The 25,280-nt window shown below is 60.0% G+C and carries 21 protein-coding genes and 2 pseudogenes; 10 read left to right on the forward strand and 13 right to left on the reverse strand.

What is annotated here, in order from left to right; translation table 11 throughout:
- Positions 1-212 precede the first annotated feature (212 nt).
- Positions 213-1,163 (forward strand): agmatinase, encoded by a 951-nt coding sequence (gene speB / locus ACZ9C1_RS11695; protein WP_046854594.1) that lies wholly within the window; start codon positions 213-215, stop codon positions 1,161-1,163.
- 202 nt (positions 1,164-1,365) lie between these two features.
- Positions 1,366-2,745: a sodium:solute symporter family protein gene (locus tag ACZ9C1_RS11700; RefSeq protein ID WP_046854592.1), complete on the forward strand. Its 1,380-nt coding sequence runs from the start codon at positions 1,366-1,368 to the stop codon at positions 2,743-2,745.
- A gap of 179 nt (positions 2,746-2,924) precedes the next feature.
- On the opposite strand, the gene ACZ9C1_RS11705 is transcribed toward ACZ9C1_RS11700, so the two are convergent.
- The 8 genes and pseudogenes from ACZ9C1_RS11705 to ACZ9C1_RS11740 all read right to left on the reverse strand — a co-directional run bounded on the left by ACZ9C1_RS11705 (position 2,925) and on the right by ACZ9C1_RS11740 (position 13,907).
- Complete coding sequence (locus tag ACZ9C1_RS11705) at positions 2,925-5,300, reverse strand: ATP-binding protein (RefSeq protein ID WP_476253989.1); 2,376 nt, start codon at positions 5,298-5,300, stop codon at positions 2,925-2,927.
- A complete protein-coding gene (locus tag ACZ9C1_RS11710) occupies positions 5,297-5,989 on the reverse strand; it encodes a response regulator (protein WP_430944482.1) in 693 nt (230 codons plus the stop codon). Before ACZ9C1_RS11710 ends, ACZ9C1_RS11705 begins: the two co-directional genes overlap by 4 nt.
- Before the next feature lie 129 nt (positions 5,990-6,118).
- Positions 6,119-7,270, reverse strand: a complete 1,152-nt coding sequence (locus ACZ9C1_RS11715; protein ID WP_457378676.1) for an SDR family oxidoreductase — start codon at positions 7,268-7,270, stop codon at positions 6,119-6,121.
- Positions 7,271-7,310: 40 nt separating this feature from the next.
- Positions 7,311-8,753, reverse strand: a complete 1,443-nt coding sequence (locus tag ACZ9C1_RS11720) for a YadA family autotransporter adhesin (protein WP_476254572.1) — start codon at positions 8,751-8,753, stop codon at positions 7,311-7,313.
- A gap of 302 nt (positions 8,754-9,055) precedes the next feature.
- A pseudogene (locus ACZ9C1_RS11725) lies at positions 9,056-9,349 on the reverse strand (hypothetical protein); the annotation flags it as partial.
- A 302-nt stretch (positions 9,350-9,651) separates the two neighbouring features.
- Complete coding sequence (locus ACZ9C1_RS11730) at positions 9,652-11,160, reverse strand: M81 family metallopeptidase (RefSeq protein WP_457378677.1); 1,509 nt, start codon at positions 11,158-11,160, stop codon at positions 9,652-9,654.
- Positions 11,160-12,500, reverse strand: a complete 1,341-nt coding sequence (locus tag ACZ9C1_RS11735; protein WP_476253990.1) for an MFS transporter — start codon at positions 12,498-12,500, stop codon at positions 11,160-11,162. Before ACZ9C1_RS11735 ends, ACZ9C1_RS11730 begins: the two co-directional genes overlap by 1 nt.
- Positions 12,501-12,596: 96 nt before the next feature.
- On the reverse strand, positions 12,597-13,907 hold the full coding sequence (locus ACZ9C1_RS11740; RefSeq protein ID WP_476253991.1) for a D-serine ammonia-lyase: 1,311 nt from the start codon (positions 13,905-13,907) through the stop codon (positions 12,597-12,599).
- Positions 13,908-13,998: 91 nt separating this feature from the next.
- Between ACZ9C1_RS11740 and ACZ9C1_RS11745 the strand changes: the two genes are divergently transcribed.
- The gene (locus ACZ9C1_RS11745; protein ID WP_457378679.1) at positions 13,999-14,940 is read left to right on the forward strand and encodes a LysR family transcriptional regulator; all 942 of its coding nucleotides are present in this window, start codon (positions 13,999-14,001) and stop codon (positions 14,938-14,940) included.
- Positions 14,941-15,403: 463 nt separating this feature from the next.
- Here the strand turns inward: ACZ9C1_RS11745 and ACZ9C1_RS11750 are convergent.
- Positions 15,404-15,883: pseudogene (locus ACZ9C1_RS11750) on the reverse strand (IS5 family transposase); the annotation flags it as partial.
- 125 nt (positions 15,884-16,008) lie between these two features.
- On the opposite strand from ACZ9C1_RS11750, the gene ACZ9C1_RS11755 reads away from it, so the two are divergent.
- From ACZ9C1_RS11755 to ACZ9C1_RS11780, 6 genes are all read left to right on the forward strand, one after another.
- Positions 16,009-16,332: a hypothetical protein gene (locus tag ACZ9C1_RS11755; protein ID WP_476253992.1), complete on the forward strand. Its 324-nt coding sequence runs from the start codon at positions 16,009-16,011 to the stop codon at positions 16,330-16,332.
- Positions 16,332-16,499 carry an integrase gene (locus ACZ9C1_RS11760; protein ID WP_476253993.1) on the forward strand — a complete coding sequence of 56 codons (168 nt, stop codon included), beginning with the start codon at positions 16,332-16,334 and terminating at the stop codon, positions 16,497-16,499. Before ACZ9C1_RS11755 ends, ACZ9C1_RS11760 begins: the two co-directional genes overlap by 1 nt.
- Before the next feature lie 36 nt (positions 16,500-16,535).
- Complete coding sequence (locus ACZ9C1_RS11765; protein ID WP_476253994.1) at positions 16,536-18,323, forward strand: N-acetylglutaminylglutamine amidotransferase; 1,788 nt, start codon at positions 16,536-16,538, stop codon at positions 18,321-18,323.
- A 3-nt stretch (positions 18,324-18,326) separates the two neighbouring features.
- On the forward strand, positions 18,327-20,072 hold the full coding sequence (ngg, locus tag ACZ9C1_RS11770; RefSeq protein WP_476253995.1) for an N-acetylglutaminylglutamine synthetase: 1,746 nt from the start codon (positions 18,327-18,329) through the stop codon (positions 20,070-20,072).
- Positions 20,073-20,162: 90 nt separating this feature from the next.
- Positions 20,163-21,347, forward strand: coding sequence for an osmoprotectant NAGGN system M42 family peptidase (locus ACZ9C1_RS11775; RefSeq protein ID WP_110701073.1), 1,185 nt, complete (start codon positions 20,163-20,165; stop codon positions 21,345-21,347).
- A gap of 119 nt (positions 21,348-21,466) precedes the next feature.
- Positions 21,467-21,694 (forward strand): YheU family protein, encoded by a 228-nt coding sequence (locus ACZ9C1_RS11780; RefSeq protein WP_023630058.1) that lies wholly within the window; start codon positions 21,467-21,469, stop codon positions 21,692-21,694.
- 7 nt (positions 21,695-21,701) lie between these two features.
- On the opposite strand, the gene ACZ9C1_RS11785 is transcribed toward ACZ9C1_RS11780, so the two are convergent.
- Positions 21,702-21,887, reverse strand: coding sequence for a carbon storage regulator (locus ACZ9C1_RS11785; RefSeq protein ID WP_102684290.1), 186 nt, complete (start codon positions 21,885-21,887; stop codon positions 21,702-21,704).
- 127 nt (positions 21,888-22,014) lie between these two features.
- Complete coding sequence (locus ACZ9C1_RS11790) at positions 22,015-22,827, reverse strand: SDR family oxidoreductase (protein ID WP_277505351.1); 813 nt, start codon at positions 22,825-22,827, stop codon at positions 22,015-22,017.
- Positions 22,828-23,052: 225 nt separating this feature from the next.
- Here ACZ9C1_RS11790 and ACZ9C1_RS11795 point away from each other — a divergent pair, with 225 nt between their 5' ends.
- Positions 23,053-23,205 carry a DUF3309 family protein gene (locus tag ACZ9C1_RS11795; RefSeq protein WP_046854586.1) on the forward strand — a complete coding sequence of 51 codons (153 nt, stop codon included), beginning with the start codon at positions 23,053-23,055 and terminating at the stop codon, positions 23,203-23,205.
- Positions 23,206-23,284: 79 nt separating this feature from the next.
- Here the strand turns inward: ACZ9C1_RS11795 and ACZ9C1_RS11800 are convergent, their stop codons facing one another.
- The gene (locus ACZ9C1_RS11800) at positions 23,285-24,949 is read right to left on the reverse strand and encodes a cation acetate symporter (RefSeq protein ID WP_476253996.1); all 1,665 of its coding nucleotides are present in this window, start codon (positions 24,947-24,949) and stop codon (positions 23,285-23,287) included.
- Positions 24,946-25,257: a DUF485 domain-containing protein gene (locus ACZ9C1_RS11805; RefSeq protein WP_102684287.1), complete on the reverse strand. Its 312-nt coding sequence runs from the start codon at positions 25,255-25,257 to the stop codon at positions 24,946-24,948. Before ACZ9C1_RS11805 ends, ACZ9C1_RS11800 begins: the two co-directional genes overlap by 4 nt.
- Positions 25,258-25,280: the final 23 nt, after the last annotated feature.

The following is a 25,280-nucleotide window of genomic DNA, read 5'->3' on the forward strand; positions in this document are numbered from 1 at the left end:
GCAGGGTGGAAATCGCCAGAGTCTAACCCGCTTGCCGGCCGATAGTTCAGAGAATCCTGAAGTAAGTATTTGTCGGTAGCGATTCTTCCCGGCCACTACCTTGCGCAGACTGCGGCGAAATGTCCCTGCCCGCCAGCATGACCAGATGATCCAGGCGCGCGGCGGCACAGGTTCGAACAAACAGAACAATCGACCGACTGATGAGGCCCACCGTGGACAAGATTCTCCACCAACCACTGGGCGGCAACGAAATGCCGCGTTTCGGCGGCATCGCCACCATGCTTCGCCTGCCCCACCTGCAAAGCGCCGAAGGCCTGGACGCCGCGTTCATCGGCGTGCCGCTGGACATCGGCACCTCGCTGCGTTCCGGCACCCGCTTCGGCCCGCGGCAGATCCGCGCCGAGTCGGTGATGATCCGCCCCTACAACATGGCCACTGGCGCCGCCCCGTTCGACTCGCTGTCGGTGGCCGACATCGGTGACGTGGCGATCAACACCTTCAATCTGCTCGACGCCGTGCGCATCATCGAAGAGGCCTACGACGAGATCGTCGAGCACAATGTCATCCCGCTGACCCTGGGCGGCGACCACACCATCACCCTGCCGATCCTGCGTGCCCTGCACAAGAAGCACGGCAAGATCGGCCTGGTCCACATCGATGCCCACGCCGACGTCAACGACCACATGTTCGGCGAGAAAATCGCCCACGGCACCACCTTCCGCCGCGCCGTGGAAGAGGGGCTGCTCGATTGCGACCGCGTGGTGCAGATCGGCCTGCGCGCCCAAGGCTACACCGCCGACGATTTCAACTGGAGCCGCCGCCAGGGCTTTCGCGTGGTGCAGGCCGAGGAGTGCTGGCACAAGTCACTGGCGCCGCTGATGGCCGAAGTACGCGAGAAAGTCGGTGGCGGCCCGGTGTACCTGTCGTTCGACATCGACGGCATCGACCCGGCCTGGGCGCCCGGCACCGGCACCCCGGAGATCGGCGGCTTGACCACCATCCAGGCGATGGAGATCATCCGCGGCTGCCACGGCCTGGACCTGATCGGCTGCGACCTGGTCGAGGTTTCCCCACCCTATGACACCACCGGCAACACCTCGTTGCTGGGCGCCAACCTGCTGTTCGAAATGCTCTGCGTGCTGCCGGGCGTGGTGCGCCGCTGAGATACCCCATCGCTGGCAAGCCGGCTTCCTGTGGGAACTGGCTTGCAGCGATGAAGACGTCACGACACCAGCAGTGAAACACCCCGGCAGGAGCCATTCGGGAGGGCCATAGAGGCCCGCCAACACAAGACAGAACCGCCGGGCGCCTTGCACCGTCCGGACGGCCGATCTCGCCATAATAAAGATAATCGGGAGACCCCCAATGGCCTTGGACATCATCGTTGTACTGATCTATGCCGCCGGCATGCTCGCGCTTGGCTGGTACGGCATGCGGCGCGCGAAGACCCACGAAGACTATCTGGTGGCCGGGCGCAACCTCGGCCCGACCCTGTACATGGGCACCATGGCCACCACCGTGCTGGGCGGCGCCTCCACCGTCGGCACCGTGCGCCTGGGCTATGTGCACGGCATCTCCGGCTTCTGGCTGTGCGCCGCCCTGGGCCTGGGGATCATCGCGCTCAACCTGTTCCTGGCCAAGCCGCTGCTGCGCCTGAAGATCTTCACCGTGACCCAGGTGCTGGAGCGCCGCTACAACCCGATGGCCCGCCAGGCCAGCGCGGCGATCATGCTCGCCTACGCGCTGATGATCGCGGTGACCTCGACCCTGGCCATGGGCACCGTGCTGCAGGTACTGCTCGACGTTCCCTTCTGGATGGCCCTGCTGTTCGGCGGCGGTGTGGTGGTGGTGTACTCGACCATCGGCGGCATGTGGTCGCTGACCCTGACCGACATCGTCCAGTTCGTGATCAAGACCGTGGGCCTGATGTTCATCCTGCTGCCGGTGTGCCTGTACAAGGCCGGCGGCTGGGACGCCCTGGTGGCCAAGCTGCCGGCGGCCAGCTTCAGCTGGACCACCATCGGCTGGGATACCATCATCACCTACTTCCTGATCTACTTCTTCGGCATCCTGATCGGCCAGGACATCTGGCAGCGGGTATTCACCGCCCGTGACGAGAAGGTCTGCCAGCGCGCCGGCACCACCGCCGGTGTCTACTGCGTACTGTACGGCCTGGCCTGCGCGCTGATCGGCATGGCCGCCCACGTGCTGATGCCGGACCTGGCCAACCCGAACAACGCCTTCGCCGAGATGATCAAGGGCCAGCTGCCCGAGGGCATCCGTGGCCTGCTGATGGCCGCCGCCCTGGCCGCGATGATGTCCACCGCCAGCGCGGGCCTGCTGGCCGCCTCGACCACCCTGACCGAAGACCTGCTGCCGAAACTGCGCGGCGGCAAGCAGTCGAGCCTGGGTATCAACCGCCTGTTCACCCTGTTGACCGGCCTGGTGGTGCTGGGGATCGCCCTGGCGGTGAATGACGTGATCAGCGCCCTGACCCTGGCCTACAACCTGCTGGTGGGCGGCATGCTGATCCCGCTGATGGGTGCGATCTTCTGGAAGCGCGCGACCACCGCCGGCGCCATCGCCAGCATGACGCTGGGCTTCGCCACCGCCTTGTTCTTCATGTTCAAGGACGGCCTGGACGCCAACTCGCCGATCTACTACAGCCTGGCCATCGGCCTGGCGAGCTTCGTGCTGGTCAGCCTGGCGTCACGCAAGCCGGTGGCAACGGTGAACCTGGCCTGACACCTGGAACCTCATCGCCGGCGGTGCGGCCCCTTTTCGTACGGGCCGCCTACCGGCGAATGGCCCACAGGCGACCCTTCATCTTATATAACGAATCGATCTAAAAACTCTCGCATCCTGCCCCGGTCACTACCTAAGTGCCCACTTTCGCGGCACACCCTCCCCAACGGCAAAACCGGTTAATGTTTGGACGGTGCCTGCGCACAAATGCTCTGTGCCAAGTTCTCCCTCAACTGCAACAGCCAGGCGTGAGCCTGAACGAAATCCTCCACCAGCAACTGAGCCTGAAGGTCTTTCAGGCACAGGATCAGGCTGGAGTATCCCATCACCGCACAGGCGCCTAGTAACCGATGGGCGATAAAAAGCGCCGTTTCCTTGTCGCGGTGTTCGATGGCACCACCGAGGGCATCGGTATCGACCCACAGCGATTCGATGGCCGCTTCCAGGCTGCTAATGGACAACGATTCCTGCGCCGCTTCGATAAGGGGCATGTCAGCCCAGAGCTGCAGCGTGTCGCGCAGCTTGCCCAGCCTGATCGGCTTGCTCAGTACCCCGTTCATGCCGGCATCGAAACAGGCAATCGTATGTTCGGCATCGTTCTGTGCCGACAACGCGACGATCGGCGTCGGCGCCACCCCCCGCACGATCTCGGTTTGCCGCCAACGCCCCGCTACTTCATAGCCAGTAGTGTCCGGCAGGTGGCAATCGAGCAGGACGATGTCGTAGCGGTTCTGCTCCAGCGCCAGCAGGGCGTCAGCGCCGGTCGCCCTCAGGGTCGACTGGCACCCCAGCACTTCCAATTGGGCTTGCAGCACGATCTGGTTGGCAGGCGTATCCTCCACCAGCAACACGCGAAGCACATGCTCTACCGGGCGTACCTCTATTGCACGTGGGTCCGCTAATGTGTGGGGCGCGCGCCGAGTGCGAGGCCCATGACGCTTGCACACAAGCTTCACCGTTACCTGCGTGCCATTGCCTGGCTCACTGTCCAGCTGAATCGACCCGCCCATGAGTTCGCATAACTGGCGGCAGATCAACAACCCCAGGCCCGTACCGCCGTAGCGGTGGGTCGCCTGCTCATTGGCTTGCGCGTAGGGTTGGAACAGTTTTTCCAGGTTCTTGGGATCTATACCAACTCCGGTATCGCTAACCTTTATCTGCAACTCGCCAACGCCTGTCGAAGCGGCATCTGCGTTCAGGCCCACACTCACGGTCACCCCGCCCACGGAGGTGAACTTGATTGCATTGCTGATCAGGTTCTGCAGAATCTGCTCCAGGCGCAGCCTGTCCAGCATCAGCAGTTGCTCGATGGGAGAAGCCTGTACAAGTTCCAGGGTCAGCCCCTGCTCGCAGGCCTTGATGGCGAGCCGGTCGATGATAGAGCCCATCAGTTCGACAACATCCGTGGGCACACAGTCGAGTTGCAACCGCCCCGCCTCCAGCTTCGACACATCCAGCACATTGTTGAGCAGGTACAGCAGGTTTTCAGACCCACCTCTGGCCAAGTCCAGCAAGTGACGCGACTCCCGCGACAGCTCATCGTCTCGCCCCAGTAACTCGATGGCTGCAATGATTGCATTCATGGGCGTGCGTATCTCATGGCTCAGCACGGCGATAAACATGCTTTTCTCACTTTCGCTGCGAATGGCCAGCAAGCGTTCCTTTCGGGCATGCCACGCAAAAAAGACGACCAACAACAGGCTGATGACAACCAGCGCAATGACCGTCCCGTAGTAACTTAGCATCACCCTCAAGGTCGGCGCACCGTAGGTGGCATCGTCGAAACTGTGCTCCTCGATCTCATAGGCGTGTTCTGCTGTGATCGCAGCGAGCGCCTTGTCCACAATACCGTGCAATATCATTAGGTCGCGCCTGACGCCCATCCTCAGCTCGACGGAAAGGCTGGCGATGCCACCAGACACCTGCAGCAGCCCGTCGTACTTCCTACGCAGGTAAGGCAGCATCGTCTGCCCTGCACCCAGTGCAACATCGGCACGCCCTTCGATCACTGCGATCAAGGCATCCTCAGGCGTTCGGGCGCCCAGCAGCTTGATCTTGGGGTAACGCGCCCGCAGCTTGGCTTCGTATTCCCCCCCACCCTTGATCGCGACGACCTGCCCTTCCAATTGCTTCACATCGAAGATCATCGGATTGTCTTCACGTGCAAAGATGAAGCTGTTGCCGATGTAGTAGGTGCGGGTCTGCGTAATCAGGTCTGCGAACGCGGGCTGCGCAAAGCCACGCACCAGCGAAAGCACCATGTCTACTTCATGGCGCTGGAGCATGCCAGCCACGGCATTTAAGTCCGCACCGAAAACAGGCTCGAAACGCAGCCCCGTACTTTGCGCAATGACAGTAAGAAACTCGGCGGAAAGCCCCTTGAGCTTATCGTTCTCGAAGTACTCGATCGGCATCCAGTTGCGGTCGGCCGCCACCCTGACAACCGGGTTCATCTGAATCCAGGCGCGCTCTTCTGCAGTCAGTACCAGTTGGGCCAACGCCGGTTCAGCCCAGGTCAACAGAGCGAAAAAGCCGAGCAGTACCAGTACTCTCAAAAGCCCCTCAATTGATGCTTGAGCTTGAACAGCTCGGCATCTGACATCACGCCAAGTTTGCGAAAGGCCGCCCACTTCTGTGTGCTAATGGTTTTTTCGCTGCGTTCAAATTTTTTAGCGATTTCGCGAACGCTCAACCCTTCCAGGAAACAGCGAATGACTTCGCTTTCCTTGGCGGACAGCCGCACACCTTCCAGCCTGACCGAACTGCATTCCGTGGCCTGTACCGAGGGTTGCCTTATCGGTGAATCGACACTCGCTTGTGCCAAGCGGAAGGTCATGTCGGTGTCGAGGTAGGTCTTGCCCCGGCTCGCACTGCGGATTGCAGTGACCACCTGCCCCAGATCCTGGTTCTTGCTGACAAACCCCCGCGCCCCCACCCGCAATACCAGGTTTACAATCGATAACTCATGGTGCGAAGAAAACACCACGATCGCGCAGGTGGGGAACTTGGCCATGAGCCCGCGTATCAGCGAAACCCCATCCACTTCGTCAGGGCCAAGCGAGTAGTCGACCAGCAGCACATCGGCAGGGGCACCGCGCAAACCTGCGATCATCGAGCAGCTGGACGCGTAGCTTCCCACCACGTGGATATCCGCTTCCTCGGCCAGACGCGCGAGCACGCCGCAACGTACCACGGCATGATCGTCCAGCACGGCAACACGAATGGTGGCCAATGAACTGCCCATGTTGACTCCATTGAGAGCAAAAACTACGAGACACCCAGATGATTTAAAAGTCGAGCTGCAAGCTTGGGCCGTGGCCTTTGCACGGGCATTTGGCTCCAGCGCATATGACAGTAACGCGCCATCCCCCTGTCACTTGAAGTCCCATTGCATCTGTTCAGTGATTGGCACCCCCTTGGACGACTCTACGCACACGTCTATGTAGTCGGTAAAGCAGGGGGGCGCCGTGAAACCTTCATCGAGCAGTCGACTGTTGTCGAACACATAACCGAGCGTGGCAAAACGGCTGTACCGGCGTAAAGCGCACAAGATCCTGCGCGCATTACTTGGCCCGAACATTGATTTCAAGCTGCCCGCCAAGGCGTGCAGATCGTCAACCGGCCGTTGCCGGCAGCGTTCGCCTGCCGGCTCAGTGCCACAAACCAAAGCGAACGCCCGATCGATATCGGCGAAGGCACAGGTACCATCTATACCTGCACAGATGTGATAAAGGTCGTGGGCCAAGTGCGGCCTGATCGCCAAGGCGATCAGCACCTCGGCACAATAGTCGACCGGAATCACATCGAGCTTCTGGTCGCGCTCACAGGTGAAGCACTCCAGCATGAAGGCCATTCGGTATAGCCAGAAAAGGCTTCCCGAGGCCTGACACCCCAATCGGCGGTGCCCTACAACCATTGACGGGCGCGCAGTGAGCAACGGCAGCCCGGGCAACGCCTTGCGCATGCGCCGCTCAACCTCGGCCTTGGCAGCCAGGGAGGGCGCCAACTGCCGCTGAGCATCGGGAAAATGCCAAGATTCGCTGACAGGTGATGCACAGCCAAAGCCGCAGCTCATAGCCGCCCCTACATGCACAAAGCGCTTCAGGCGCAATGAGTTACTCATGACTTCGGCGAAGGCGAAGGTACCCTCAACGTTGACCGGCCACAGGCTTGGGCTCTTTGAAAGCGACGACACAGCAGCACAATGGATAACCCGGTCAACCTTCATCAGCCTAGGCATCGTGCACTCAAGCCACGATCGGTCGAGCAAATCACCACAGATGATCTGAGCTGGACTGAGCGCTCGGCAGCTCCCTCCATCGAGGCCATGCAGGTAAAGGTTGGCAAGCAAGCGCTGCAGCCCTTGCTCAGGGGTGGCGGCACGCACCAGGAAACACAACTGACTGCCGCAGCCCTCGGCAATCAACTGGGCCGCCACCGCACCGCCGATGAAGCCTGTGGCACCGGTGATCAGAAGACATTCCCCAACCGCTAGCCCCCTGTTCGACTTACCGTATACCTGCATGCTCGTCCAACGCTCGCCTTTGAAGAGTGAGTCGAATGCACTACCACTGATAACCGACACCCACCGCCGCGCCAGCATCGTTGCGGGTATTGGTTGTACCCATGAAGTTGCCAGACCAACGACCGCTGTTCGACACGTACGAGACACCGACCGCCAGCGCTGACTCACCGCGGTAGTTACCCATTGCCACCGACGTCATGCTGCTGCCGGCGACCAGGGAGCGCGGTAGGCTGGCCATGGCCATGGCACCGGCGATACCTGCACTAAGGGTGTTGTCCTGCTCCTTCAGGTCATGGTGGATCTGTGCAAAGCGCTGGTCGGTATAGGCGTGCGCCTGCTGGGTGGCCGACGCCGTGGCACCTGCCAACTGCGACACACTCACCGCATCCGTACCCCGAGTGCCCGCAGCCACGTGGGTGATCTGCCTCTCGCTCCCGGCATGTCCCACCGCAACAGTGTTGTTGCGCTCGGCAACGGAGCCCGCGCCCAGCGCAACGCTGTTATCGGCCACGGCCACCGCGCCGCGCCCTACCGCACTGGCTTTGCTGCCCTCGGCGTGGGCCTGGGCGCCCATCGCCACACTGCCCTCACCCACCGCACGGGCACCGCCACCACCGGCCACGGCGTCACTGCCGGAGGCCTGGGGCTTGCTGAGCGTGCTCTTGGCATCAGTCTGGTAGGCTTTGCCGACCCCTTTGCGCAGCTCTGCGACCTCGGCGCCTACTTTGCCCGCTGTGCGCGCCGCATCGGCAGCAACGCCCTCCACTGCCTGGATGGATTCGCGCACGGCGACCACATTCGAATCGGTATGCGCCCTGGCAGCTGCTATGTCATTACCTGTACGCGTGGCGAGTTCACTGAACTGCGCATCCAGTTGGCTAATACGCCCGTTTGAAGAAGACAGCTGGCTGCCATTGACCGCGTCTGTACTGTCAGCCGTCAACGCGCCCGCTTGTACATTCGCAAGCCGGGTAGCTTCGCCGCCGGGGTTCAGGGTTAACTGGGCCTTGCTGCCTGGGTTGTCGTACTTGACCGCTGCGTTGGCCGTGTTCTTGATACTTTCCCCCAAGCCATCCACGGCGCCAGCTACACTATTACTGCTGCCAGGTATCGCATGGATATTGCCTGCTGAATCAACCTGCGTAATGCCAAATACTGGCAGCTCAAAGTTTGTGTTACTCGTAGTACTCGGATCAATCTTGACCTTACCCCCTCCGCCAAGTGCGTTAGCAAGATGATCGAATCCAGCGTCAGTTGCGTCCAAACGCGCGTCTATACTAGCCATCACGAAATTTACGTGCGGCGCCATAAAACTTTCCCACGTCTTACTAATCTGGAAAAGCTCCTCTTCAAATTGGTTAACCATTTTGGTATAGAGGCGCTCTTCTAGCTCTGTTTCTCCTGCCGCGGCAGCTACTTGTGAACTACCGGCAGCAGTCAATAATACAGCAAATACACTTCCAGCCCCGCGCCGCTTAGACACAACGGCCAATGCCTCTAACCTTGACAGCATAACTCACCCTCCCTCTTGACACGAAATCGCCGTAGCCATGCAAGGCCGAACGACGTGCTACGCACCAAAAAATCACTCAGTTGAAATATAGATTCAGCTTGCCGCCTCAAACGCGCCGCAGAGCTAAAACGTGAGTGCAATAATCTAGGTGAAGTCTTGCTAGAGATATCGGAACTTCCCTAAAAATCAATGATTGCTGACTGATAGAGATCATCGCTGTTCTGAGCATGCATTTTCGCCTGGTTTTTCACAGGCCATAGCACGTTCTGACTTTACCTGCCATAAACTGCCACAGAGGTAGCGGTACGACTGCTAGACTCCGTCTGAAAAAGCCGTCGCATACACCGCATGACACAAACCAGCGAGACGATGGCAGCATAACTTTTTGTGAGCTTGTCGACGCGACTGACGATTCGGCGGCTCCCTTTTATCCAGCCGAGCATACGCTCGATGATGCTGCGCTGTTGATATTTGGGGCGAACAAACATCCTCGGCAAGCCAAGCTTAGGTTTGCGTTTAATTGAGCGAAGCGGGATGACCGGCTGTATTCGATATCCGTCGACGTGTACGCTCTGTCCAATCACGGACCTCGACACCACCAGCGATATGTTTCTGCTATTTTTTTGCAACGTGATTTGCGAGCTTGGTCGGGTCATATGTTGAAGCGACGCCAACATCTCCTGGAATCCCCGTAGCCTCCACTTATCCACCTTTCCCGATCACACTTACTGGAAAATCAAAGCGATCGGCTACGCGCAGAAAGCCACTAGTGGCTTTCTGGCGTTAAGCCTGTCAGCGCGCGCCAGTACGTCCTTTGAAAGCTCAGATTTACCCACGCGGGAGACATCAGGCAGGGCATGCAGTTTTCTCAAAACCTATAAGGCCCATCTAGTTCTTGAAGGGGCCAGAATGGGCCTCGCAAGCGGCTACGAGGGAAGCTCGTGATGTTCGCTGTGCTCAATCCTACGCTGTCGACCGTGATAATCTGCTCCGCCATACCGTTGAAGTAGGCTCGGAAATGGTTAGCCCCCTTGATTGCAATGATTTTGTGTCCGCTAACGTCCAAACCATGCAGCGCAAACGGCTCCGTGTCATAGATCTGCTCTGCGCGTGAAGCGACGATGACATCAATTCCCTGGATGATCAGTCGACACATCGCGCCCAGATCGAATTTCACCCCCGCAAACATAGCGCCTGGCCGATTGGCAAAGCGTCCATCGGTAATGGATTTGACGTATGCATCAACTTCGATAGGGCTTCCCTGTAATTCACCCTGTTTACCACCGAGAGAGACACGGATGGTTGCGCCTACACCTGCATGCTGCGCTTGACGGACAACCGCTGCATCATTAATAGCGGCGAAACAGCACTCCCCAGGTGGAGGGTTCGCGTCAAGCAACGCCCTCAAGAGATGCGTGCCATCACCCGGTGTGCCGCCCCCAGGATTATCGGCGTATTCGTTGATCACGATCGGCTTGCCAGCATGCTCAAGCGCCATGGCCACACCCTTTTCAGGGGACGGGTACTCAGGCCTGAACGTTTCTCGGTTGGCCCAGATCCACTCGGCTACTTTATCGACACAACGCTGAGCTAACTGCTCATCACCGTTGGTGGTACAGATCACGGTTGGGCACGGTGCTGCAATGTCGGCATAAGGAAAACCGTGGAACCATGAACAGTCAACGACTCCTGACTGCTCCATCAAACGCCGACAAAGCTCATTTACCTGAAACGGTGTGTATCCCTCTTGTGTAGCGACGATATAGGGAAGCATGGGCAAACGGCGAATGACACTAACCGGCTTAAGCTCATCATCGAGCATGCGCAGGATCAACTCCACTGCCTCGACGCCACGATCACGAAAATCAGTGTGCGGATACAAACGGCATGGTAGGGAAATATCGCAGGTCTCTTGCATCTGTATAGTGACGTTTCCATGCAGGTCATACACCGCAGCGATAGGCACGTTCTGCCCCACAAGGTCACGTACAGCCTGGGCAATGTCCCCTTCGATGTCTTCAACCCCCTCCGCTACCCCTGCGCCATGTAGCGCCAACAACACACCATCAATTGGCAGGACGCGCTGAATCTCGCTCACGATCGCCTGCTTCATTGCGGCATAAGCGTTTGTAGAGATGGTACCCGACGGGGTCGCCTGCCCCAGGTAGCACGGTTCAAGGCATGCGCCAAGCTTGCTGGCACCTTCAATGAAGCCACCAACCTGGTGGTTTGCACCAGCAAATGCCTCAACAATCTCCTGCCCTTGATATTGCTCGAAGCTTTTCAGCTCTGTAGCACCTGTAACGCTGGTGGTGTAGGTATTAGTTTCATGGATGATCCCGGCGACTGCCAATCGGATCGGTGCTTTCTTATTCATCAATCTGCCTCCGCGACAGAATTTGAACGGCCATGATTACTAAACCTTTTATTACTAAGCGTAAGCGAAATAATCGCGCCGATAATCAGGGCAATTGCAACCAGGTAAACAGCAGGAGTAGTGCTCTGATAGGTATCACGGATCCAACCGATCATATAAGGCGAAACGAAGCCACCCAAGTTAGCCAAGCTGTTAATCACACCAATGCAAGCAGCTGCCGTCGCCCCCCCAAGAAACGCGGTAGGCAATGTCCACATTATTGGAGAAAAGCTGATGATCCCTCCTGCAGCAATGGACAGGCAGATCACTGCCAAGACCAAATTCTGCCCTGCAAACGTACTGCCAATAAGCCCAAGTGCACCAACCAGCATCACCCCAGCCAGATGCCAGCGTCGTTCCCCGTGCTTGTCGGAGCTACGCCCTACCAGCACCATGGTAATTATTGCTACAAAATAGGGAATTGCGCTGAGCACTCCGATTTCAGTGGCGCCCGTCGCACCGGCATCACGGATCAAGGTCGGCAGATAGAAGCCCAGTGTGTACAGCGCCATCATGGCTGCAAAGGTCATCAGAATGATGCGGATGATTCGAGTGTCCCGCAGCACCTGCATGAAAGTCATGTGCTCTTTACCCCGATCATCCTGAGCCAAATCATGCTCAATCAGGCTCCTCTCTTCTGCACTGAGCCACTTCGCATCTTGAACCCGGTTCGACAAAATCAACAAAACACCGATGGCCAGCGGCAGAGTTGGCAAAGCCTCAATCACGAACATCCACTGCCAACCAGGATGACCACCCATCATGTGGAAGTGCTCCATGATCCAACCGGACAGAGGACTACCGACCAGACCCGCAACTGGAATACCTGCTTGAAAAATCGCCGTCATTTTTCCCCGTCGATGGTTGGGAAACCAGTAGGTCAGGAACAGAATTACCCCTGGATAGAAACCGGCCTCAGCCACGCCGAGAAGAAATCGGAGGGTGTAAAAATGCCAAGGCTCACTTACGAACGCCATCATTCCGGACAGGATGCCCCAGGTTATCATGATCCGCGCGATCCATATGCGAGCGCCCACCCTGTGCAGAATCAAATTACTCGGAACCTCAAACATAAGATAACCGATAAAAAACAGGCCTGCTCCTAAACCGTAAGCGGCTTCGCTAAACTGTAGATCCGCCTGCATGTTTAGCTTTGCAATACCGATGTTAATTCGATCCAGATAGGCGATCACATAACATAGCATGAGAAACGGGATAAAACGCAACTCCACTTTGCGATAGGTCTTATCCGCAAAGCTTTTAGCGGCTTGATCGCTGATGGCGCATGATGAGTGTTCCATGAGACTGCTCCTTGTAATTTTTGGCATTTTGGCAGTTTAGGGAATGGGCACTGGTCAATCGTTATTACGTACCCGCATCCACCGATGAAATAGTAATCAACGGCTGATGCTTTGAGCGTATTCAATGAAGCGATTAAGCTCCTGACGAGGAACGAGAGAGCCGCCAGTGGCCCAGATCACATGAGTGGCATTTTGTAAATTAAGACTTAAGGCTTCAACATAAGCCTGCCCCTCCACACTTTTGACCAGCCAGCCGGGGCCGTCGATCGCCGCTGCCGAAGAAGGTTCGATCTCTACGCCCATGGCGTCTCTTAGTGACAGCATGTTCAGGTAGAGCTGGTCGTCGGCGACGGTATACACACCAGAAAGCCGATCAACCATCAACGGACAAACGAACTCCGATGCAAGGCCAACAGCCAATCCATCAGCCTCCGTCTGGTTATCCAACCCGATGTCGTACACCGAGACAGGTTCTTCGCAACCCGCCGCCATTTGCACCAGTACACATGGGGAAGCCACAGGTTCGGCGAAGAAGCAATGAACATGATCACCAAATATTAGCTTGAGACCATAGGCGATTCCCCCTGGTGCACCACCTACGCCACAGGGTATGTATACGAATAGAGGACTCTGGACTTCAACCCTTCGGCCGTGCTCGGCTAATTGCTTGGCCAAGTGTTCAGCAGCAGCGGCATAACCGTAGAACAACAACGGCGACCGCTCATCGTCGACGAAATGGCTAAGCGGAGACTGATCTGACTGTGCCCTACCGGCGGCAACCGCTTGGGCGTAATCACCAGCATGCTCGACAACCCTGACGCCACGATTGCGCAGGCGATCTTTCTTCCACTGCTTCGCATCAGCAGACATGTGCACAACAGTGTCGAACCCCAATGCCGCAGCCATCACACCAATACTCAAACCTAGATTTCCGGTGCTTCCGACTGCTACCGCATAGCGCGAGAAAAGCTCACGGGCTTTTTGGCTCGCCATCGCGCTCCGATCATCAGAGTCACGCAGCAAGCCATTCTCCAGTGCTACTTTTTCTGCAAAAGCCAAGACCTCATGAAACCCACCGCGGGCCTTGATGGAGCCCGCTACCGGCAACTGATCATCTCGTTTGATGAACCAATGCCCTGCAACTGTGTCATCTGCGAACACCGCTTGCTGAAGAGGCCCGGCAGGTTGCAGCTCGGACTCCACCACGCCATTACAAGGCTCAAGCTCAGGAAATAACTTGGCCAACAGGGGGGCACAGCGTGCAAGACGCAGCCGGGCATCCTCGATCTGTTGATCCTCCTGCATGTCGCTCGAGCCTGCCCGGCCAAGGGTTGGGTTGACCCATAGCATAGGCTGCCTTGATCTAAGCTGTTCTAATATACTGCGTTCAATTTTCGAGATAGGCATCGTCTGATCCTGCACCGTGATGCTTGGAATACTAGAGCTCCACGACAATTGCCTATAACGATTTTTTCTAACAAATGCATTAGGACACCTTATGGCTATCACTCTCGATTCGTCCCTGTTGGGTAGCCTCAGGTGCTTTGAGGCCGCCGGCCGAACCCTGAGCTTTACTCAGGCTGCAGCCCATCTGAATTTGACTCAAAGTGCGGTGAGCCAACAGATCCGCCACTTGGAGGAACGGCTTGGTTACCCTTTGTTTATACGCAAACCTCGGGCGCTGACACTCACACCGAACGGTGCCGTATTGTTCGAAGTGAGTACGCGTCTGATCAATGAGATGCAGCAGACGATCAACCGTCTTGCAGCGCCCAATGCACCGCTGCAAATAAATTGCCTACCGTCCTTCACGCTGCAATGGCTCATGCCGCGTTTGCCGGAGTTTAATCGCTTGGAGACCAGCATACAGGTGCGTTTGAAAGCAGAGTTTCAGGCGCTGGATCGGCAATTAATGGACGAACAAGAAATTGATCTAGCGGTCCGCTATGATCCCGAGAGCTACAGCCATCTGCATACTGATTTCCTGATGGACGAATATCTAGTACCCGTCGCCACGCCTCGTTATGTGGAAAAAAATCTAAAACATGATAACGGGCTGGCGCTTGATAAAGCCGTGCTGCTACACGATGCGACGCCTTGGTCAGGAGCACCGGAGTTTATCGAATGGAAGACCTGGCTGGATGCACACATGCCTGAATATCACGGCCACATAGAGGGGCCACAATTCAACCTCTCCTGCCTGGCAATCAGCGCAGCGCTTAACGACCAAGGGATTGCTATGGGACGGGCTACATTGGTCTACGACGACTTGATCAGTGGTCGGCTAGTCAACCCCTTTGGGAAATATGTCAAGGCTCCAGCGCGTTACGTGATGCTGCGACGCAGCGCGGAGGACCACCGCGTTAAGGTGTTCGCGCAATGGCTTTCATCCGTCTGCACTCAGTTCGTAACGGCTCGTGACATAATACTTGGGCGTTAAGCAACGCGACTAAGCTGATCTATCCGATTGAGCAACCTGATTGAGCAGCAGAACTTGCAGCTTTACTCGAAAGTCATAGGATTATCTCACGCTCTTGAGATGCAGTAGCCATTTTTAATGGCTGGCATGATTATTAAAAATTTATCGAATTACGCAACGCCGCCTGAACATTTTTGCATTTTTACAGCACTTGAAAGCACTCCCTCAATCGCAGGCACAATTCTCAGGCCCTTCACCTGAATAGAAATTCATTCTTAAATTGGACCCGAATACACCGGCCTACCCCTACAAATACGGTATTTCTGGTGACAAAGATCCAGGGCCTTCCTAGGGATGCTCGGAAAAAGTCACCAGATATCCGGCCCCTGATCGCAGACAGCGTCGGTTCAGCGGGTTTTTCAGCCGCGCATTACACAAAAAAACTGAGACGCCTCCGGTTTTTCTGCATGCACAGACAACATGCTTTGTCACCGTGCAACAGATGGGCAACTTCCGTCACGTCAGCCACGTTGGCGGCGGTGCCATGAACATGATGTACCAGACCCGATTCAGCGTCGGCTCCGATATGCGCTTTCATGCCGAAGAAGTACTGGTTTCCATTCTTCGTCTGGTGCATTTCCGAGTCGCGTTGGCCTTCCTTGTTCTTGGTCGAACTGGGCGCGTGGATGATCGTGGCATCGACGATCGTGCCCTGGCGCAGCGATAAGCCTTTGTCTCGCAGGTACCCGTTGATGGTCTCCAGGATACCTCCCGCCAGCTGGTGCTTCTCCTGCAGGTGTCGGAAATTCATGATCGTCGTGTCCTCGGGGATCGGGGCGCTGAGCGTCAGTCGACCAAACTGGCGCATCGAGGTGATCTCGTACAATGCTTCTTCCATGGCCGGGTCACTCAGTGAAAACCAGTTTTGCAGTAGATTAATGCGCAACATGGTTTCCAATGGATAGGGTTCGCAAAGATGAGGCGGATTCGATCTTTACCCACCTGTACGAAACGACGAACGGCATGACGGCAATTTACGCAGCCTATTTCGAGTAATGCTTCTACACCGGAATGCGGCCAGGCGAGGTGATGGCCCTGCGCTGGAGCGAGATCGACAGGCGCGGAAAGACGGCCAACGTGTGCCGCATTCAGATCCGTGGTGTGATCCAGGATCGCCCTAAAACGAAGCGCACCCGGAAAGTTCTATTGAACGATCGCGCGCTTCATGCGCTCGAAAAAGCCAGACCGCTCACCGAGGCTCGTTCAGATTATGTGTTCGCGCCCAGTGGGACGGGTGACCGCTCGGGGATGTTCATTCGCTCCGAGACGAGTCAAAAACGCTACTGGCTGGCAGCACTGCGAAAGCTCGCAGGATGTACGACACGCGCCACACGTACGCGACCATGTGCCTGATGGCCGACATGAACCCGGCATTCATCGCCGCGCAACTCGGGCATAGCGTGCAGGTTTTGCTTTCCACGTATGCCAAGTGGATCAACTCGCCTAACGACTGGGCTGAGCTTGATAAGCTGAAAATGCTGGAAAGTGGTACAAAAGTGGTACGAGCTGAAAGCCAGTAACGCCAAGAGTGCCGAAACTCAAAGGGTCTACGTTACATGTGCGGATTAGCAGGAGAGTTACGTTTCAGCCCCCTCGACCAAGCCTCTCGCCCGGCGGACCTCGCCGCGGTGGAGCGCATCACCCATCACCTGGCGCCCCGCGGCCCGGACGCCTGGGGCTTCCATAGCCAGGGCCCGATCGCCCTCGGCCATCGCCGCCTGAAAATCATGGACCTGTCCGACGGCTCGGCGCAGCCCATGGTCGACAATGACCTGGGCCTGGCCTTGGCCTTCAATGGCGCCATCTACAACTTCCCCGAGCTGCGCCAGGAACTGCAAGACCTGGGCTACCGCTTCTGGTCGGACGGCGACACCGAGGTGCTGCTCAAGGGCTATCACGCCTGGGGCGCGGCACTGCTGCCCAAGCTCAACGGCATGTTCGCCCTGGCCATCTGGGAGCGCGACAACCAGCGCCTGTTCCTGGCCCGCGACCGTCTGGGCGTCAAGCCCCTGTACCTGTCGCGCAATGGCGAGCGCCTGCGCTTCGCATCGACCTTGCCGGCGCTGCTCAAGGGCGGCGATATCGACCCGGTGATCGACCCGGTGGCGCTCAATCACTACCTGAACTTCCACGCCGTGGTACCCGCGCCGCGCACCCTGCTGGCCAATGTGCAGAAGCTCGAGCCCGGCACCTGGATGCGCATTGACCGCCATGGCGAAGTCGAGCGCCAGACCTGGTGGCAGTTGCACTACGGCCCGAACCCTGACGAACGCGAACTCGACCTGGAGGGTTGGACCACCCGCGTGCTCGACGCCACCCGCGATGCCGTGGCCATCCGTCAGCGCGCGGCGGTGGATGTCGGCGTGCTGCTCTCCGGCGGAGTCGATTCCAGCCTGCTGGTCGGCCTGTTGCGCGAGGCCGGGGTAGACGACCTGTCGACCTTTTCCATCGGCTTCGAGGACGCCGGCGGCGAACGCGGCGACGAGTTCCAGTACTCCGACCTGATCGCCCGGCACTACGGCACCCGCCACCACCAGTTGCGCATCGCCGAGCACGAGATCATCGAACAACTGCCGGCGGCATTTCGCGCCATGAGCGAACCGATGGTCAGCCACGACTGCATCGCCTTCTACCTGCTGTCCCGGGAAGTGGCCAAGCATTGCAAGGGTGTGCAGAGCGGCCAGGGCGCCGACGAACTGTTCGCCGGCTACCACTGGTACCCGCAGGTCGATGGCGCCGAGGATGCCTTCGCGGCCTATCGCGAGGCTTTCTTCGACCGCAGCCACGCCGAGTACCGCGCCACCGTGCAGGCGCCCTGGCGTCTGGATACCGACGCGGCCGGCGACTTCGTGCGCGAGCACTTCGCCCGCCCCGGCGCGCCGGACGCGGTGGACAAGGCGCTTCGCCTGGACAGCACGGTGATGCTGGTGGACGACCCGGTCAAGCGGGTCGACAACATGACCATGGCCTGGGGCCTGGAGGCGCGCACGCCGTTCCTCGACTACCGTCTGGTGGAACTGTCGGCGCGCATCCCGTCGCGCTTCAAACTGCCTGATGGCGGCAAGCAAGTGCTCAAGCAGGCGGCGCGGCGGGTCATCCCCCACGAGGTGATCGACCGCAAGAAGGGCTACTTCCCGGTACCCGGCCTCAAGCACCTGGAAGGCGCAACCCTGGGCTGGGTGCGCGAGCTGTTGACCGACCCGAGCCAGGATCGCGGCCTGTTCGACCCGGCCATGCTCGACCGCCTGCTGAGCAACCCGCACGGCCAGCTCACGCCGCTGCGCGGCTCCAAGCTGTGGCAGCTGGCGGCCCTGAACCTGTGGCTCAGCGAACAAGGAATCTGACCGATGAAAGCCCACGAGATCGCCTACGGCCAGCGTTTGCTGCGTGGCCAGGCGCCGTCCTACGAGCGCCTGCAGGCGCGCCTGGCCGGTGATGGCAGCGAGCCTCACGACCGGCCACGGGCGCTGCACTGTGGCTGGGGGCGGCTGCTGATCGGGCATACCTACCCCGATCCGCTCAGCCTGGCCGAAGACCTGCTGCAGGAGCAGGCGGGCGAGCGCGACATCGCGCTGTATGTCGCGGCGCCTCAGCAGGTGCTGGCCCAGGCCCCGCAACAACTGTTCCTCGACCCCTCCGACACCTTGCGCCTGTGGTTCACCGACTACCGCCCCGCGCAACGGGTGTTCCGCGGCTTCCGCATCCGCCGGGCGCAGGGCCCGGCGGACTGGCAGGCAATCAACACGTTGTACCAGGCCCGTGGCATGCTGCCGGTCGACCCCGAGCTGCTCACCCCGCGCGAGCTCGGCGGGCCGGTGTACTGGCTGGCCGAGGACGAGGACAGCCAGGCGGTGATCGGCAGCGTCATGGGCCTGGACCACAGCAAGGCCTTCGACGATCCCGAGCACGGCTGCAGCCTGTGGTGCCTGGCGGTGGACCCGCAGTGCACGCGGCCCGGCGTCGGCGAAGTGCTGGTACGCCACCTCATAGAGCACTTCATGAGCCGCGGCCTGGCCTGCCTCGACCTGTCGGTGTTGCACGACAACCGCCAGGCCAAACGGCTGTACAAGAAGCTCGGCTTTCGCAACCTGCCGACCTTCGCCATCAAGCGCAAGAACGGCATCAACCAGCAACTGTTCCTCGGCCCTGGCCCCGAGGCGACGCTCAACCCCTATGCGCGGATCATCGTCGACGAAGCGCTGCGGCGCGGCATCGAGGTGCAGGTCGACGATGCCGCCAGCGGCCTGTTCACCCTCAGCCTGGGCGGGCGGCGGATCCGCTGTCGCGAATCGTTGAGCGACCTGACCAGCGCCGTGACCATGACCCTGTGCCAGGACAAGCGCCTGACCCGCCACGCCCTGCACAATGCCGGGCTGCAGGTGCCGGCGCAACAGCTGGCGGGCAATGCCGACGACAACCTGGCGTTTCTCGACGAGCATGGCGCGGTGGTGGTCAAGCCGGTTGATGGCGAGCAGGGCCAAGGGGTGGCGGTCAACCTCACGACGATCGATGAAGTCAGCCATGCCGTGGAGCAGGCCAGGCGCTTCGACAGCCGTGTGCTGCTGGAGAGCTTCCATGCCGGCTGCGACCTGCGCATCGTGGTGATCGGCTTCGAAGTGGTGGCGGCAGCGATCCGTCACCCGGCGCAGGTGGTCGGCGACGGCAAGCACAGCATCCGTGCGCTGATCGAAGCGCAGAGCCGTCGGCGCCAGGCCGCCACGGGCGGCGAGAGCCGCATTCCGCTGGATGACGAAACCGAACGTACGCTCAAAGGCGCGGGCCTGGGTTACGACGACATCCTCCCCGCCGGGCAACGCCTGGCCGTGCGCCGCACCGCCAACCTGCATACCGGCGGCACCCTGGAGGATGTCACCGAACGCCTGCACCCGGTGCTGGCCGACGCCGCCGTGCGCGCCGCCCGCGCCCTGGAGATCCCGGTGGTCGGCCTGGACTTCATGGTCCGCGATGCCGAGCACCCGGACTACGTGATCATCGAAGCCAATGAGCGCGCCGGGCTGGCCAATCATGAGCCGCAACCGACGGCCGAGCGCTTCGTCGACTTGTTGTTCCCGCATAGCCGGGCTTTGGCCTGAAATCCATCGCGGGGCAAGCCCGCTCCCACGTGATTGCGTGGGAGCGGGCTTGCCCCGCGATGAGGCCCTCGAAACGAAGGAGTGATCCTGATGCCTGAGAAACACCCCGAACCCGATCTCGACTACCTCAAACGCGTCCTGCTGGAAATGCTCGCCATCCCCAGCCCCACCGGCTTCACCGACACCATCGTGCGCTACGTTGCCGAGCGCCTGGATGAACTGGGCATCCCCTTCGAGCTGACCCGTCGCGGCACCATCCGCGCCACCCTCAAGGGCCGCCAGAGCTCGCCTGACCGTGCCGTTTCGGCGCACCTGGACACCATCGGCGCCAGCGTTCGCCAGTTGCAGGACAATGGCCGCCTGGCCCTGGCGCCGGTGGGCTGCTGGTCGAGCCGCTTCGCCGAGGGCAGCCGGGTCAGCGTGTTCACCGACACCGGCGTGTACCGCGGCAGCGTACTGCCGCTGATGGCCAGCGGGCACGCCTTCAACACCGCCATCGACCAGATGCCGATCAGCTGGGAGCATGTGGAGGTGCGCCTGGACGCCTACTGCACCACCCGCGCCGACGCCGAAGCACTGGGCATCGCCATCGGCGACTTCGTCGCCTTCGACCCCTTGCCGGAGTTCACCGAAAGCGGCCATATCAGCGCACGCCACCTGGACGACAAGGCCGGTGTCGCTGCGTTGCTGGCGGCGCTCAAGGCCGTGGTCGAAAGTGGCCGGCAGCCACTGATCGACTGCCACCCGCTGTTCACCATCACCGAGGAGACCGGCTCGGGTGCCGCGGCCGCCCTGCCCTGGGATGTCAGCGAATTCGTCGGCATCGACATCGCACCGGTGGCACCGGGACAGGCATCCAGCGAGCACGCGGTGAGTGTGGCGATGCAGGACTCGTCCGGGCCCTACGACTATCACCTGTCGCGCCACCTGCTGAAACTGGCCGGCGACCGCGACCTGCCGGTGCGCCGCGACCTGTTCCGCTATTACTTCAGCGACGCCCACTCGGCGGTGACCGCAGGGCATGATATCCGCACCGCCCTGGTGGCCTTCGGCTGCGATGCCACTCACGGCTATGAGCGCACCCATATCGACAGCCTGGCGGCGCTCAGCCGGCTGCTCGGCGCCTACCTGCTCAGCCCCCCGGTGTTCGCCAGCGACTCGCAGCCGGCCAGTGCGTCTCTGGAGCGCTTCAGCCACCAGCTGGAGCACGATGCGCAGATGGAAAGCGACACCCGGGTGCCGGCGGTGGACAGCCTGGTGGGCAACAAGGGCTGAGAGCAATCTGCAGGAGCGGCGCTACGCCGCTCCTGCACAGGCTTCCTACGCCAATCGACTGCGCATGACAGAGGATTTCACGTAGCATGCGCACATCCCCATCACCACTGCCCAAACCCATGCTGATCCCCCACGACCAACTCGAAAGCGAAACCCTCACCCGCCTGATCGAGGACTTCGTCACCCGCGACGGCACCGACAATGGCGACGACACGCCGCTGGAAACCCGAGTGCTGCGGGTACGCCAGGCGCTGGCCAAGGGGCAGGCGTTCATCCTGTTCGACCTGGAAAGCCAGCAATGCCAGTTGCTGGCCCGGCATGAAGTACCACGGGAACTGCTGGAGTAACGGCTCATCAGGCTCGCTGCTTCTCCAGTTCCAGAGCCTTGATACGTTTGTAGACTTCTACCCGGTGCACCTCCACCTCTCGAGGTGCGCAGATGCCGAAGCGCACCTGGCCGTTCTCCACCGACATCACCTGAATCCTGATGCCCCCATCAATGACGATGACCTCGCCCACTTCACGTCCGATAACCAGCATCTCCGTTGCCTCTCGCTCAAGGGAAAATCGGAGACTGCCTCGCCAGCTTTCGCCTACTCAATCCTTCGCCGCAGAAATAGACATTTCCTACTTGTGAAGGTAAAGAAAGCCTACAGAAAATCTCTGATTAGTTAGCTTTACGTGACTTTGCCCGCATCTTGACCGCCATGTCCGCCATTTCGTCGTATAGCCGCTCTGGTGCCTGGCACTTGAGTTTCCAGGCCTGACGCCCGGCTTCATGGGGAAGGATCAGGAACTCGTCGGCAGCCACCCGCTCATGAATGTACTCGGCGATGTCGGCCGCATTGATCGGCGAGCCTTCCAGCAACTTGCCCACCTGCGCCTTCATCGCCGGATCCGGCCCACGGAACGAGTCGAGCAGGTTGGTCTGGAAGAACGACGGGCACACCACATGCACCGCTACCTCCACCTGGCGCAGCTCCACCAGCAGGCTTTCGGACAGCGCCAGCACACCGGCCTTGGCCACGTTGTAGTTGCTCATGCCCGGCCCCTGCATCAGCGCTGCCATCGAGGCGATGTTGATGATCCGCCCACGGCTGCGTTCGAGCTGTGGCAGGAACGCCTTGCAGCCCTTGACCACGCCCATCAGGTTGACCGCGATCTGCCAGTCCCAGTCTTCCAGGGACAATTCGGCGAAGAAGCCGCCCGAGGCCACCCCGGCGTTGTTGACGATCACATCGATGCCGCCGAACTTTTCCTCGCAGGCCTGGGACAGGGCTGTGAGCTGGCTGTAGTCGCGCACATCGCAGCGCTGGGTGAAGCCGTCGCCTCCGGCCTGGCGCACCAAAGCCAGGGTTTCGCGCAGGCCCGCCTCATTGACGTCTGCCAGGGCCAGCTGCCAGCCCTCGCGGGCCCAGCGCAGGGCAATCTCGCGGCCAAGGCCGGAGCCGGCGCCAGTGATCATCATTCGGTTGAGCATGGTGGAGCGCCTTGAACAGTGGGAATGGGCTGGAGTCTAGCCAGAACTCGCTGGAGGGCGGTGCGGCATCAGGCTGCTGAATAGGTGGACATCGCGCTGTCATGGCACGGGTAGCGAAGATGAGCATTACGCCACGGCGATTGAATTTTTGTGCGAAGCCACTGGTCGGAAACAGTAAGCGGCCAGCAGACCGCCCCAGCCCTTCCATTACGCAAGGACTCCACCATGACCACGATCCTCATCATCATCCTGATCCTGCTGCTGATCGGTGGCTTACCGGTCTTCCCGCATTCGCGCAGTTGGGGCTACGGTCCTTCCGGCATCATCGGCGTGGTGCTGGTGGTGTTGTTGATCCTGTTGTTGCTCGGGCGGATATGACTTCAGCCTGCAACAGACACCTGGAAACGAAGACGCCCCGGCATGCCGGGGCGTCTTCGTTCAGAGTGCTATCTACTCATCAGTGGGAAACCGCCCCGCTGGCGCCCAGCCCCGTCTGCGAGCGGACGAACTGCGGGAAGAACAGCGCACGTTCGTTCTCGGCGGCCTTGGACTTGTCGGTGACCGAGAAGAACCAGATGCCGGCGAAGGCGATGATCATCGAGAACAGTGCCGGGTACTCGTACGGGTAGATGGCTTTCTCATGACCGAGGATCTGCACCCAGATGGTCGGGCCGAGGATCATCAGGCCCACCGCACTGGCCAGGCCCATCCAGCCACCGATCATGGCGCCGCGGGTGGTCAGTTTCTTCCAGTACATCGAAAGCAGCAGCACCGGGAAGTTGCAGCTGGCGGCGATGGAGAAGGCCAAGCCAACCATGAAGGCGATGTTCTGCTTCTCGAACAGGATCCCCAGGCCGATCGCCAGCACGCCCAGGGCGACGGTGGTGATCTTCGACACGCGGATCTCGTCCTTGTCGTTGGCCTTGCCCTTGCGCCAGACGCTGGCGTACAGGTCATGGGACACCGCCGAAGCGCCGGCCAGGGTCAGGCCCGCGACCACCGCGAGGATGGTGGCGAAGGCGACTGCCGAGATGAAGCCGAGGAACACGCTGCCACCTACCGCGTCGGCCAGGTGTACCGCCGCCATGTTGTTGCCGCCGATCAGGGCGCCGGCAGCGTCCTTGAAGTCGGGGTTGGTGCTGACCAGCAGGATCGCGCCGAAGCCGATGATGAAGGTAAGGATGTAGAAGTAACCGATGAAACCGGTGGCGTAGAGCACCGACTTGCGAGCTTCCTTGGCGTCACTGACGGTGAAGAAGCGCATCAGGATGTGCGGCAGGCCGGCGGTGCCGAACATCAGCGCCAGGCCCAGCGAGAACGCCGAGATCGGGTCCTTGACCAGGCCGCCCGGGCTCATGATCGCCTCGCCCTTGGCGTGCACCTTGATCGCCTCGGAGAACAGGGTGTTGAAGTCGAAGCCGACATGCTTCATCACCATCAGTGCCATGAAGCTGGCGCCGGACAGCAGCAGCACCGCCTTGATGATCTGTACCCAGGTGGTGGCCAGCATGCCGCCGAACAGCACGTACAGGCACATCAGGATGCCGACAAGGATCACCGCCACATGGTAGTCCAGGCCGAACAGCAACTCGATGAGCTTGCCGGCCCCGACCATCTGGGCGATCAGGTAGAACGCCACCACCACCAGCGAACCGGAAGCCGACAGGGTGCGGATTTCCTTCTGCCCGAGGCGATACGAGGCCACGTCGGCGAAAGTGTACTTGCCCAGGTTGCGCAGGCGTTCGGCAATCAGGAACAGGATGATCGGCCAGCCAACCAGGAAACCGATGGAGTAGATCAGGCCATCGTAGCCGGAGGTGAACACCAGCGCGGAAATCCCCAGGAACGAGGCTGCCGACATGTAGTCACCGGCGATCGCCAGGCCGTTCTGGAAACCGGTGATCTTGCCGCCGGCGGCATAGTAGTCGGCCGCCGACTTGTTGCGCTTGGAGGCCCAGTAGGTGATACCCAGGGTGAAGGCGACAAAGGCCACGAACATGGCGATGGCAGCAACGTTCAGCGGTTGTTTCTGCACCTCGCCGGTCAGGGCATCGGCGGCCCACACGGCGGGTGCGAAGGCACCGCAGGCCAGGACGGCCAGGGTTTTGGCGTGTCGGATCATTGCTTGGCCTCCTCGAGGATCGCCTTGTTCAACTCGTCGAATTCGCCGTTGGCGCGGCGCACATAGAGCGCGGTGAGCACGAATGCCGAGAGAATCAGGCCGACCCCCAGGGGGATGCCCCAGGTGATCGACGAGCCGGCGCTGAGCTTGGCGCCGAGCAGGTGCGGGCCATAGGCGATGAGGAGGATGAAGGCGCAATAGAGGCCGAGCATGATCGCCGAGAGGATCCAGGCGAAACGCTCGCGCTTAGTGACCAGTTCCTTGAAGCGCGGACTGTTCTGTATCGATTGGTAAATGCTGTCGTTCATTGTTTTTGTCCTAGCAGCACAGA

The sequence above is a fragment of the Pseudomonas sp. TE21435 genome, from assembly GCF_056279265.1.